This is a genomic window from Streptomyces vinaceus (assembly GCF_008704935.1).
In the GTDB taxonomy this organism is placed as follows: domain Bacteria; phylum Actinomycetota; class Actinomycetes; order Streptomycetales; family Streptomycetaceae; genus Streptomyces; species Streptomyces vinaceus.
This window is the reverse complement of sequence record NZ_CP023692.1, coordinates 1,731,337-1,743,802: the sequence shown is the minus strand read 5'-3', so window position 1 is coordinate 1,743,802 and position 12,466 is coordinate 1,731,337. Positions and strand designations below refer to the sequence as shown.

At 70.7% G+C, this 12,466-nt stretch carries 9 protein-coding genes; all 9 read right to left on the bottom strand.

The features are described from left to right. Positions 1-60 precede the first annotated feature (60 nt). The gene (locus tag CP980_RS07675) at positions 61-1,644 is read right to left on the bottom strand and encodes a glycosyltransferase family 2 protein (protein WP_132759091.1); all 1,584 of its coding nucleotides are present in this window, start codon (positions 1,642-1,644) and stop codon (positions 61-63) included. A 16-nt stretch (positions 1,645-1,660) separates the two neighbouring features. Beyond that, complete coding sequence (locus CP980_RS07670; RefSeq protein ID WP_132759090.1) at positions 1,661-2,461, bottom strand: Ig-like domain-containing protein; 801 nt, start codon at positions 2,459-2,461, stop codon at positions 1,661-1,663. After that, on the bottom strand, positions 2,458-3,249 hold the full coding sequence (locus CP980_RS07665; RefSeq protein WP_132759089.1) for a rhamnogalacturonan acetylesterase: 792 nt from the start codon (positions 3,247-3,249) through the stop codon (positions 2,458-2,460). The genes CP980_RS07670 and CP980_RS07665 overlap by 4 nt, the downstream gene beginning before the upstream one ends. 2 nt (positions 3,250-3,251) lie before the next feature. Continuing rightward, positions 3,252-4,784 carry a bifunctional cytidylyltransferase/SDR family oxidoreductase gene (locus CP980_RS07660; protein ID WP_132759088.1) on the bottom strand — a complete coding sequence of 511 codons (1,533 nt, stop codon included), beginning with the start codon at positions 4,782-4,784 and terminating at the stop codon, positions 3,252-3,254. Between the two features lie 96 nt (positions 4,785-4,880). Beyond that, complete coding sequence (locus CP980_RS07655; RefSeq protein ID WP_132759087.1) at positions 4,881-6,875, bottom strand: hypothetical protein; 1,995 nt, start codon at positions 6,873-6,875, stop codon at positions 4,881-4,883. 109 nt (positions 6,876-6,984) lie between these two features. Then, positions 6,985-8,040 carry a phage baseplate protein gene (locus CP980_RS07650; RefSeq protein ID WP_150527819.1) on the bottom strand — a complete coding sequence of 352 codons (1,056 nt, stop codon included), beginning with the start codon at positions 8,038-8,040 and terminating at the stop codon, positions 6,985-6,987. Between the two features lie 120 nt (positions 8,041-8,160). Beyond that, positions 8,161-10,290: a 3-hydroxyacyl-CoA dehydrogenase NAD-binding domain-containing protein gene (locus CP980_RS07645; protein ID WP_132759085.1), complete on the bottom strand. Its 2,130-nt coding sequence runs from the start codon at positions 10,288-10,290 to the stop codon at positions 8,161-8,163. Beyond that, entirely contained in the window at positions 10,287-11,513 is a 1,227-nt protein-coding gene (locus CP980_RS07640) for a thiolase family protein (protein ID WP_099888987.1), read from the bottom strand. Before CP980_RS07640 ends, CP980_RS07645 begins: the two co-directional genes overlap by 4 nt. Before the next feature lie 133 nt (positions 11,514-11,646). Then, positions 11,647-12,399 (bottom strand): ferritin-like domain-containing protein, encoded by a 753-nt coding sequence (locus tag CP980_RS07635; RefSeq protein WP_150527818.1) that lies wholly within the window; start codon positions 12,397-12,399, stop codon positions 11,647-11,649. Positions 12,400-12,466 lie beyond the last annotated feature (67 nt).

Genomic DNA, 12,466 nt, shown 5'->3' with positions numbered 1-12,466 from the left:
TGCCTGAGGCCGGCGGCCCGGCGCGCGGCGGCCCGGACTCAGGCCGGCCGCGGTCCGGACTCAGGCCCGCCGGGGCAGCGGCGTCCGCCGGGACACCTCGATGCTGAGACCGCCGGACTCCGTGTAGTACGGGGTGGCCGCCAGCTCCATGCCCCGGGCATCGGGCGCCGCCCCGATCGGCACCGGCATCCGGGCGGTGGTGTCCAGGTCGGCGGCACGCTTCGGCCCCAGCCGCACCTCCTGGGTCACCCCCTCGAACCCGACCGCGAGGTACAGGTCCCAGGTGCCGGGCTCCAGCGGCCAGCCGCTGGAGGTCTGCGCCAGGTTGACCCGGGCCGAGAACCGGCCCATGGCCCGGGGCTTGCCCTTGGCGTTGGTCAGCGTGTCGTCCCGGCGGGCCGTCACCGCGTAGCTCTCCTGCGCTCCGCTCGTCCGCTCCCGCAGGACGACCCGGGTGGTGCGGTCCTTCGTCGACAGCTGCTCGTAGAACGCGAAGCCGTCCAGCGTCAGCATCGGCCCCTCCCAGCGGGCCTTCTGCAGCTGGTGGCTGACCGTCATGTCGTCCGTGATGTCGAACAGTTCGTCCGGCAGGGGGACCTGGGGGTCGCGGAAGAACGGCAGCGTCGTGAACACCCGCCCGTTCTCCACCGTCTTGCGCACCACCGGCCGGTCCTTGTCCGCCTCGAAGGCGGCCATCCGCTGCGCCTCGGCGAAGCGGCCCTGCGCCAGCAGGGCGAACCGTACGGCGACCATGCGCGGCAGCAGCGCCAGCGCGCCCGGGGAGGCCTGGGCGCGCAGCACCTCGGCCGACGCCCACAGGGCCTGGTCCCGCTCCGCCGCGTCGGTGGCGGAGAGCAGCGCGGCCGCGGTCGCCCTGCCGAGCTCCACCTCCAGGTGGCGCGACTGGAGCTTGTCCCGGCGGGGCCCCTCGGGCAGCTGCGCGGCGACCAGCGCCAGCATCCGCGAAGCCAGGGCGACCCGGTCCGACAGCGTCACCCGCGGGGCCACCGGGGGGCCCTTGACCACACAGGTCGCGTCCCCGACCACCGCGACGTTGTCCGCCCCGATGAACGCGCCGGCCGTGAACGCCTGGTCGTCGCCGATCGGCATGTCGGTGGGGAAGGCCAGACCACGGCGCTGCAGCAGGCTGGTGCGGAAGAGCTTGTCCGGGGTCAGCGACCAGTACACGCGCGAGGCGTACAGGTCGGTGTAGGCCTGGTTCTTGCGGAACATCGCGGTCTCGACCGCGTGGCGGCCCGAGCTCTCCAGCTTGCCCAGGACGACATCGGCCTCGTACGCGTCGGCCGCCGCGACCATCCGCTCCAGCGCGTCGGGCGCCAGCCGGTCGGTGGCCTCCAGGAAGATGACGTACCGTCCGCGCACCTGGCTCAGCGACCAGTTGCGGGCCCCGGCCGGGCTCAGACCCGGCGAGACCTGCCCCGCGCGCATGAACGCGGAGTACTGGTGGGCCGCACGGGCCAGGACGGACCCGCTCTCGTCGGTCGACCCGTCGTCGACCCCGATGACCTCCAGCCGGTCCGTGCCGATGGACTGGACGACGACGGAGGCCAGGCAGGCGTCGAGGGCGGAGGCCTGGTTGGAGACCCGGACGGCGACCGTCACGTCCTTGACGTCGGTGTACATGATGGGAGGATCCTCGTCAGTTCTGCGGAGCGAAGGGACGGGGCCACGGCATCTCCCCGGTGAGTTCGGGCCATTGCCAAGCCCGTGGGGCACTGTCCGCCGGATGCTGCGGGAAAGCACCCGGAACGTGCTCCAGGGAGCCCACGAACACGTTCACGTGCGAGGTCATCTGCCCGGCCGCGGCGGAGGCGACCGTGTAGTCGAACCGGTCGTAGCCCGTGAAACCGGGGGAGGGCGTGTAGGTGACCCAGCCGTCCGGTGACAGCTCCGCCCTGCCTCCCCGCGGCTGCGTCACGGAGACGCCCGTGCTGGCGGCCGCGGCCGCGGAGAGCACGTTGACCGTGCCCGGCCGGCCCGGTTCGGTCACGAGCCGCAGGCCACGAGGGGTGGCCGGGCGCAGCGGCAGGGGCTCGGCGGCGAGTTTTCCCGTACGGACGAGCTTGCGGCCCGAGGCGTCCGGGATGCCCACGATCAGCCGGGCCCGGATGCTGCGTGCCGTGGCCGACTCGGCGACGCGCAGGTGCAGCACCCCCGTCGTCTGCTCCGCGGCGTCCGCGCGGGCCCGGAACCAGCGCTGGCGGGGGAAGTACTCCAGCCCCTGTACGCCGACGATCTCGCCGACGGCGGCCAGCGGTTCCTCCGGCAGGTACGCGCAGCCGCGCGAAGCCCCGCCGTCGGGTGCCACGGACAGGCCGAACTGGACGGTCTCACCCGGGACCGCGCCCCGCCGCGGGTCGGCCGACGTGTACAAGGCCGCGTACACGGTGCCCAGCGACGGGGCGTCGCCGACGGCCTGTGCGCGAAGGAGGAGGTTCACGCGCTGGACTCCTTGCGTGGCGCGGGCTCGGACACCCGGGAATGCGTACGGTGCGAGAACGTCTCCTCGTCCGGCCAGCCCATCTCCTCGTACGAGAACCGGCGGCGGTCGAGATCGCGGACCCACGGGAAGGGGATGACGCCCTGCTCGGCCAGGCTGCGGGCGACGAACCGGGCGCACTCGATCGCGCCTTCCGCGCGCAGGTGCACATTGTCCCCGTCCTGGACCTTCTCCAGCAGTGGCTCACCCTGACGCCGGTGGGCGAAGGCGCCCTTGGACGCCTCCGGTCCGAGCTCTCCCCACCACTGCACGCTCTGGCCGTACAGGTCGACGACGGGCACGTGCTCGTCGTCGGCCAATTGCCGTGCAGCGACCGGGTAGTCGCCCAGTGTCCGGGCCGCATTGCCGTGCACGTCCATGCGGCGCCGCTCGTACGGCAGCACGATCACGGGATGGGCCTGCCGCTCTCGTGCACCGTGCACGTACGCGGCCATGTGCTCCTGATAGGTGGAGAACGGCTCGGTGTGAAGCCCCGGGTCCGCCTTCCCGTCTTCGTGGCCGAACGTGACGAGCAGGTGGTCACCCGGCTCCAGCTGGTCCAGGACCCATTGGAGCCGCCCTTCCTCACGGAAGCTCTTCGAGCTCGCGCGGGCGCGGGCACAGTCCACCACCTCGACCGCGTCGGTGAGGAAGAGCGCGAGCGCCTGGGCCCAGCCCGCCATCGGCAGCTGGCCCTGGGGTCGGGTGACCGCCGCCGAGTCGCCGGCGACGAAGATCCTGTTCGTCACGCCTAGACCTCCCGGTCCTCCGTGGCCTGCGCCAGTACGGACGCCAGCGCCGCCTCGAAACCGGAGCGCTGCTGCGGTACGGACTCCACTGCCGCCTGCGCCGGCGTCGCGGTCGGGTCCTGCTTGCGTACGTCGATGACGTGGCCGGTCATCTCGGAGACCAGGACGTCCAGGGAGGTCAGGGCGACCGACTCGGACGTGAGCAGCGAGGCCGAGGGCTCCTGGCCGAAGGCCCTGGTGCGCATCGGGGTGGCCGTGCGCTCCGGGTTCACGCAGTTGACGCGGATGCCGTCCTCGGCCCACTCGTCGGCCAGCGCCTGGGTCAGGTTGACCATGGCGGCCTTGGTGGAGGAGTACAGGCTGTACTCGGCGCGGCCGCGGGTGTAGCTGCTGGAGGTGAAGAGCAGCAGCTGGCCCTGGGTCTCGCTGAGGTACTTGTACGAGGTCCGGGCGATGTTGACCGGGGCGAGGTAGTTGACGTCGAGCGCCTCGCGGATCGTCTCGTTGTCGGTCTCGTCGAGGCGGCCTACGCGCAGCACGCCCGCGGTGTTGACGACGTAGTCGATGCGGCCGGTCTCGGCGTAGGCGTTCGCCAGGGCGGCCTCGACGTGGTCGAGGTTCTCCACGTGCGTGCCGGTGGTGGAGCGGCCCAGCGCGAAGACGCGGGCGCCGAAGCCCTCGGCGATGCGGGAGATGTCGGCGCCGATGCCGTACGAGCCGCCGAAGACCACCATCGTCTTGCCGGCCAGCTGCTCGCGGTAGGCGGCCTCGCCGGCCTGGGCGGGCGCGGCGTGGGAGGCGAGCTGGAACAGCTTGTCGGCGATGAACACGTCGACGGGCTGGGTGACCTTCATGTTGTAGTCGTCGCCGGTGACGATGTGGACCGGGACGTGCGGCAGGTACTTGACGACGACGGAGCAGTCGTCGGTGGCCTGGAAGAAGGGGTCCGCGGCCGCCCGCTCGTACGCGGCGCGGATCGTGGAGAGGTGGAAGCCCTGCGGGGTCTGGCCGCGGCGCAGCCGGGAGCGGTCGGGGACCTCGGTGATGAACTCGCCGTCGTTGCCGTGGGTACGGGTCACGATGACGGTGTCGGAGGACGGGATGGCCACGTCGACGGCCTGGTAGCGCTCCAGGGACTCGACGCATTCGCGCACCACGCGCTGCGAGAGCAGCGGGCGGACCGCGTCGTGGAACAGGAGGTTGCAGTCCTCGCCCTCGCCGAGGCCGGCGGCCGCGGCGTCGATGGCGATCCGGGTGGTCTCGCTGCGGGTCGAGCCGCCCGCGAGGACCTGGGTGACCTTGCCCAGCTTGGCCCGCTCGACGATGCGGCGGGCGTCCTCCACGTACGCGGGCGTCATGAGGAGGATCACCTCGTCGATGTCCGGCGCGTTCTCGAAGACGTGGAGCGTGTGCTCCAGGATCGGCTTTCCGGCGATCTTGAGCAGCTGCTTCGGTATTTCAAGTCCGATGCGCTGGCCGGTGCCACCCGCGAGGACGACGGCGACGGTGCGGTGGGGGACAGGTCTGGAGGACAAGGCTCCTTCTTCCTGAGTGAGGGCGCGGCACGGCGGTGGTGCGGGGTGGCGGTGGGTGGACGGGCGGTGCGACTCGGATGCCCGGGAGGGGCCCGGCTACACGGGGTAGGGGACCTGATCCGGGTATTCGATGGGGAAGTCGCGCAGCCCCCGCCGGTAGAGGTTGTTGGCGGCCGCGTTGAAGCGGACGATCGAGGGCGGGTACTCCTCGCCCAGCAGGTATTCCTTCAGCTGCTCGCGGTAGGGCGCCATGACGTCCTCGCGCGGGTTCAGCGTCGCCTCGATGGCCTCGGCCAGACCGTTGCAGTCGCCGTCGAGCAGGTAGGAGGCGTAGGCCGTCCGCTGCTCGTTGCGGAACTGCTCGTCGGGCAGCCCGTCGAGGTTGAAGATGGCGTACGGCTTCAGGGTCGCGACGAAGTCGGAGACGACGCTGGACATGTCGCCGATGAGGAGGTCGGACTGGTTGAAGCAGTCGTACAGGGCGGGGATCCGCTCGGTCACCACGTGGTGCGCGGCGTCGGGGACGGCGTTCCAGTACAGGGCGCCGGCCTGGTTGCGGCTGCGCCGGATGCGTGCGGTCCGCTCCTCCTCGGTGAGGTCCGGGTACTTGGAGCGGACGCCGCGCTCGGAGAGGTCGGCGATGCGCTGGTCGATCCGGGCGAGCTTCTTGGCGGCGGCCTTGGAGTCGGTGAGGTTGCGGCCGAAGCGCCGTGCGTTGTCCTCTTCGAGGAGGGCGATGACGCGGCGGTGGGCGGCGGCGGCCTCTGCGGAGCGCGAGCCGGTCAGCGGGTGCGGCTTGTAGATGATGCGGATGTCGCGCTCGTAGTCGAGCAGCGCCTTGATCAGCTTCTCGCCGGCCGGGATGACCGAGGTGTAGCAGGCGTCGTCGGTCCAGCCCTCCCAGGTGGGGGCGTAGATGACGGTGGGGACGGGAGCGGCGACCTTGCCGGTCCAGCGGTGCAGGGGCATCAGCTGGGGGCGGCCGACCTCGACGATCTGGTGGTGCGAGACGGCGTGCTTGATGCGCTCGTAGCGGTCGCGGCCGGCCCGGCCGGCCACCCAGATCTCGTCGAAGACCTTGCTGACCCGGTTGCTGCTCGCGAGCTTGTCGCTGTCGCCGTGGCCGATGAAGACGTGCTTGACCTCGGCGCGCTGGAGCATGTGGACGTTCTTGCCCGCGTTGCCGGGGTAGAGGGCGACCCGCAGTTCGTTCATCTCGATACGGGCGAGATTGTCCGCTTTCGGGATGCAGATGACGGGGACCGAGGTCGCGTCCAGGTAGCGCAGGGTGGCCCGCTCGCGCAGCACGATGATGGGCCGCAGTTCCAGTGCCTCCAGCGACTCCAGCCACATGTTCACCTGGTACATGAAGTCCTTGGAGACCGCCGCGAAGGTGAAGTAGAGCGCGACCTGGGGTCGATATTGGGCCAGCTGGTGGTTGAGCTCCTCGATGGCCTCGTCGGTGGTGGGCAGCTTGAGCGCGTTGCGCGCGTCGGGCACCAGCACCAGCAGCGAGAAGTAGGCCAGGAAGACGGTGGTGATCATGCCGTACGTGACGAAGCGCCAGTCGTCCGTCGCGATGGTGGCCAGCGCCCCGGCCACCAGCGGGATGTCCAGGTGCAGCGTCTTGCGGACGTGCTTGTTCATCAGGAACGGGTGCGGCATGCGGCGGATGCCGAGCGCCTCCAGGTCCAGCCCGCGCGTGGTGAACGGCAGTTCGTTGCGCATCTTGCGGACGTGCTTGAGGAGCGCGCCGTACGCGAGCTGCAGGATGAACAGGAGGAGCAGGCCGATGGTGGTCATCTGCGCCACGAACGACTCGATGTCGGAGATGGCCCCGCACAGCCCCAGCAGCAGGAACTGCCGGATGAGGAAGCGCATGGTCAGGCCGAAGCGCGAGTCGCGGAGCTTCTCCAGCGTCGGCGACTCGGTGGTGTGGAGCATCAGGTCGGCGGCGTAGCTGAGCGCCGCGCAGCCGGCGAAGAGGGGGAGGGAGACGAAGGCGACGGCGACGAGCATCCCGACGAAGCTGAGGATGAGCCCAGAGGTGATCAGTACGCCGAGCACGGCGCGCAGCCGCTTGGAGCCCATCGTGCGGTTCCTCCCCCATGGAGGTATAAGGATTCTGTGAAGTGTCGCAGTAGTATAAGCAGCAACATTGACGGCCGAAGGACGCAGGGTTAACCAAGGGCCAATGCCGTCAGGCCGTGAAGCGATACAACGCCAGCTCGCGCCGGTCCTGGGTCTTCACGGAAAAGCCGATGCACAATGCCGGCCGTCCGCCCGCCATGGAGATCGCGATTCCCTCGGGCTCCCTGTACACCAGATCCGGGGCCACGGTCACGTGATGGCGCCCCTGCGCCTTCCCCGTGCGTACGTCAATTGCGGAGACATAGGTATTTCCGCCGGACTTCCGCGGATTGTCCCCGTTCTTACCGGTGTACGGGCCGCCGGTCAGCACGTAGACGTGGTCCCCGTACAGCGCGCAGCCCTGGAACCACTCCTCCTGCTTGACCTGCACCCCGGCCTTGAGGACCTGTGCGGCGTCGAAGCGTCCGGCCAGGAAATCCGCCGTCCCGTACACCGAGAACCGGTGCACGCCGTCCTCCTCGTGGCTCACCAGCACCCGCCCGCCGGGCAGGTCGAGCGCGGGGCAGACGTCGGTGGATCCGGGGACCGGGTCGAAATGGCGGACGGACTCGTCCGCACTGTCGAGGACCGAGCCGTCCTTGAACGGCACCCGGACCACGGTGCGGCCGTAGCCGCTCTCGGCGTCGGCGCGGCCCTCGACCCAAATGTACGTGCGCTGGCCCGTCGGCTCGACACCGCAGGAAATTCCGTGGCCGAAGCCGCGCAGATACATATGCCCGAGCGTTTTCCCCGAACTGCTCAGCCGGGTCAGGCACATATCGCCGGAAGTCTTCCGCTCGCCCGAGTCGAGCGGATCCTCCTCGCCGTCGAGCCGGATACCGCCCTCGACGGTCTGCAGTACGTAGACCTGGCCGTTCGTATCGTCGAACGCGAAGGACTGCGGGCCCGTCGTATTGAACAGCGCGGTCGGGGCGAGCAGTTGCTCACCGGTGCGCATGTCGAACGCGCCGGCCATCGGGCCGGCGGCGACCGGACCCGCGTCGTCCTGCTCATCGGCCCCGGTGCTCAGTGCCCAGGACAGACCGCCCGCCGTGAGGCCGGCGGCCACCGCGCCGCCCGCGAACAGCAGGTTGCGGCGGCTGAAATGTTTCGTGTCATCCGCCATGGGCCGTATTCTGCCAGCCCGGACGGGAGGGTTCCGCGCCGGGCCCGGTCCGGTCCCGTGAAACGGCGGACGCCCGCCCCCGAGAGGGGCGGGCGTCCGGGGCGGTCGGGCGTACGGACCTCAGGCCGGGACGCTCGCCAGGCCCGGGGCGAGGAACTTCTTGCCGTTCACGCGCTCCGAGACACCCTCGCGGTCCAGGTACGGCGTGATGCCGCCCAGGTGGAAGGGCCAGCCGGCGCCCGTGATGAGGCAGAGGTCGATGTCCTGGGCCTCGGCCACGACACCCTCCTCCAGCATCAGGCCGATCTCCTGCGCCACCGCGTCCAGGACGCGGTCGCGGACCTGCTCCTCCGTCAGGACGGAGTCGCCCTGGACCAGGAGGGCGGCGACCTCGGGGTCCAGCTCCGGCTTGCCGGAATCGTAGACGTAGAAGCCGCGCTTGCCGGCCTTGACGACCGCAGCCAGGTTCGGGGAGACGGTGAAGCGCTCCGGGAAGGCGCGGTTCAGGGTCTCGGACACGTGCAGACCGATCGCCGGGCCCACGAGCTCCAGCAGCACCAGCGGGGACATCGGCAGGCCGAGCGGCTCGATGGCCTTCTCCGCCGTGACGACCGGGGTGCCCTCGTCGATGACGTTCTGGATCTCGCCCATGAAGCGGGTCAGGATGCGGTTCACGACGAACGCCGGGGCGTCCTTGGTGAGGACCGCGGTCTTCTTCAGCTTCTTGGCGACACCGAAGGCCGTGGCCAGGGAGGCGTCGTCGGTCTGCTCACCGCGGACGATCTCCAGCAGCGGGAGGATCGCGACCGGGTTGAAGAAGTGGAAGCCGACCACGCGCTCCGGGTGCCGGAGCTTCGAGGCCATCTCCGACACCGACAGCGAGGAGGTGTTGGTGGCGAGGATCGCGTGCGCCGGGGCGACCGCCTCGACCTCCGCGAACACCTTCTGCTTGACGGACATCTCCTCGAACACGGCCTCGATGATGAAGTCCGCGTCCGCGAAGCCCTCGGCCTTGTCGAGCACACCGGTCACCAGGGCGGTCAGGCGGTTGGCCTTGTCCTGGTTGATGCGGCCCTTGCCGAGCAGCTTCTGGATCTCGGCGTGGACGTAGCCCACGCCCTTGTCCACGCGCTCCTGGTCGATGTCGGTGAGGACCACCGGCACCTCCAGGCGGCGCAGGAAGAGCAGCGCCAGCTGCGAGGCCATCAGGCCCGCGCCGACGACGCCGACCTTGGTGACCGGACGGGCCAGCGACTTGTCCGGGGCACCGGCCGGGCGCTTGGCGCGCTTCTGGACCAGGTTGAAGGCGTAGATGCCCGAGCGCAGCTCGCCGCCCATGATCAGGTCCGCGAGGGCCTTGTCCTCGGCGTCGAAGCCGGCCTGGAGGTCGCCGTCCTTGGCCGCGGCGATGATGTCCAGCGCGCGGTAGGCGGCCGGAGCGGCGCCGTGCACCTTGGAGTCCGCGATGAAGCGGCCCTTGGCGACGGCCGCGTCCCAGCCCTCGCCGCGGTCGATCTCGGCGCGGACGACCTCGGTCGTGCCGTTCAGGACGTTCGCGGTCCACAGGAGCGACTGCTCCAGGAAGTCCGCGCCCTCGAACAGCGCGTCGGCGATGCCCAGGTCGAAGACCTGCTTGCCGCGGAGCTGCTTGTTCTGGTTGAGCGAGTTCTCGATGATCACCGAGACCGCGCGCTCCGCGCCGATCAGGTTCGGCAGCAGGGCGCAGCCGCCCCAGCCGGGAACCAGGCCGAGGAAGACCTCGGGCAGGGAGAAGGCCGGGATGGCCTTGGAGACGGTGCGGTAGGTGCAGTGCAGACCGACCTCGACACCGCCGCCCATCGCCGCGCCGTTGTAGTACGCGAAGGTGGGGACGGCCAGCGCGGCGAGGCGCTTGAAGACGTCGTGGCCGCCCTTGCCGATGGCGAGCGCCTCGTCGTGGTTCTTCAGCAGCTCGACGCCCTTGAGGTCGGCGCCGACCGCGAAGATGAACGGCTTGCCGGTGATGCCCGCGCCGACGATGGAGCCCGCGAGGGCCTCCTGCTCGACCTGGTCGATCGCCGCGTTCAGGTTGGCGAGGGACTGCGGGCCGAAGGTGGTCGGCTTGGTGTGGTCGAAGCCGTTGTCCAGCGTGACGAGCGCGAAGCGCCCGGCGCCGAACGGCAGGTCCAGGTGGCGGACGTGCGCCTGCGTGACGACCTCGTCCGGGAACAGCTCGGCCGCGCCCTTCAGGAGCTCAGTGGTGGTGCTCACTTGGAGTCTCCCTCGGTGTTGAAGTGCGGGTTCTCCCAGATGACGGTCGCGCCCATGCCGAAGCCGACGCACATGGTGGTCAGGCCGTAGCGGACGTGCGGCTGCTCCTCGAACTGGCGGGCCAGCTGCGTCATCAGACGGACGCCGGAGGAGGCCAGCGGGTGGCCGAACGCGATCGCGCCGCCGTACTGGTTGACGCGGGCGTCGTCGTCGGCGATGCCGTAGTGCTCCAGGAACGCGAGGACCTGGACCGCGAAGGCCTCGTTGATCTCGAACAGGCCTATGTCCTCGATGGACAGGCCGGCCTGGGCGAGGGCCTTCTCGGTGGCCGGGATCGGGCCGTAGCCCATGACCTCGGGCTCGACACCCGCGAAGGAGTACGAGACGAGGCGCATCTTGACCGGGAGGTTGTTCTCGCGGGCGAAGTCCTCGGACGCGATGATCGCGGCGGTGGCACCGTCGTTGAGACCGGCGGCGTTGCCCGCGGTGACCCGGCCGTGCGTACGGAACGGGGTCTTCAGGCCGGCCAGGTTCTCCAGCGTGGTGCCCGGGCGCATCGGCTCGTCGGTGGTGACCAGGCCCCAGCCCGTCTCACCGGCCGCCTCGTTGGTGTTGCGCACCGAGATCGGGACCAGGTCCTGCTGGATCTTGCCGTCGGCGTACGCCTTGGCGGCCTTCTCCTGCGAGCGCACGGCGTACTCGTCGGCGCGGAGCTTGGTGATCGTCGGGTACCGGTCGTGCAGGTTCTCGGCGGTCATGCCCATGAAGAGGGCGGACTCGTCGACCAGCTTCTCGGAGACGAAGCGCGGGTTCGGGTCGACGCCCTCGCCCATGGGGTGGCGGCCCATGTGCTCGACACCGCCGGCGAGGGCGACGTCGTACGCACCGAAGGCCACACCGCCCGCGACGGCGGTCACGGCGGTGAGCGCGCCGGCGCACATGCGGTCGATGGAGTAGCCCGGGACGGACTGCGGGAGGCCCGCGAGGATGCCGGCGGTACGGCCCAGCGTCAGGCCCTGGTCACCGATCTGCGTGGTCGCGGCGATGGCGACCTCGTCGATCTTCTTGGGGTCCAGGTCCGGGTTGCGGCGCAGCAGCTCCCGGATCGCCTTCACGACGAGGTCGTCGGCGCGGGTCTCGTGGTAGATGCCCTTCGGGCCCGCCTTGCCGAACGGGGTGCGGACGCCGTCGACGAAGACGACGTCCCTGACGGTACGAGGCACGTTGGCTCTCCTCCAGGTGCGGGTGTGCACTGCTGCGCGGGGGCGGTCGGCCAGTGGCTGAGCGCCCGCTCACCCGGCCATGCTACTTGTCGGTAACCGACGTGCACACCCCCTCCGGGAGGAGCGGCGAACGTCACACTCCGGCGGAGCCGGCGGGGGCGACCGGGGCGGGGGCGGCGGCGGGTGCGGCGTGCATGGCCCTGGCCAGGGGGCCCGAGGAGCGCAGCACGTCCGCCGTGAAACCGCGGCGCCCCACGCCGAGGTGGCGCAGGGCCGGGCCGTGGTCCACCGCCACGACCGCGCCCGCCCCCGCGAGCAGCCCCTGCCAGGCCAGGGTGGCCGCCCGGCGGGCCGGCGCCGGCAGGGGCGCCAGGGCCTCCCGCAGCCGGCGGCAGTGGAAGGGCACGTGGCGTTCCTCGTCCGCCAGGATCCGCCCCGCGACCTCCGCGACCAGCGGATCCGGGGCCCCGTCCCGCACCGCCCGGTAGTACCGCAGGGCCACCGCCTCCGCCACCATCAGCACCAGCAGCTCCACCCGCAGCCCCAGCAGCCGCCGCAGCCGTACGAACACCGCGTCGCTCCAGTGCCTGGCCAGGGTCCCGGCCCCGCCCGCCGCCAGGAGCAGGGCCAGCATCCGCGCGTGGTTCTGCTCCTCCGCCACGAAGAGGCGTACGGCCCGTGCGTAGACCGGGTCCCCGGCCCGGTCCGCCTTGCCGATCAAGGCCGAGCCGTCCCCGTCCTCACCCACCTGGAACCGCTGGAGGCTCCGTACGAGCGCCGGGTCGAGGGCCGCTCCCCGCTCCCACTGCGGATCCCCGATCGCCGCGCGGCGCTCCCGCTCGGCCTCGAAATCGCGTACCCATGTGTCGTATCCGTTGTTGAGCATGTTCAAAAGCTAGCCACGTTTGAGCGTGTTCAAAAGCGCTCGGGCGACCCTGTTGCGGAACCGGGAC

Bases quoted from the DNA above. Each gene is read 5' to 3' on its own strand.
- CP980_RS07675 (WP_132759091.1), bottom strand. From the start codon at position 1,644: ATGTACACCGACGTCAAGGACGTGACGGTCGCCGTCCGGGTCTCCAAC.
- CP980_RS07655 (WP_132759087.1), bottom strand. From the start codon at position 6,875: ATGGGCTCCAAGCGGCTGCGCGCCGTGCTCGGCGTACTGATCACCTCT.
- CP980_RS07650 (WP_150527819.1), bottom strand. From the start codon at position 8,040: ATGGCGGATGACACGAAACATTTCAGCCGCCGCAACCTGCTGTTCGCG.
- CP980_RS07635 (WP_150527818.1), bottom strand. From the start codon at position 12,399: ATGCTCAACAACGGATACGACACATGGGTACGCGATTTCGAGGCCGAG.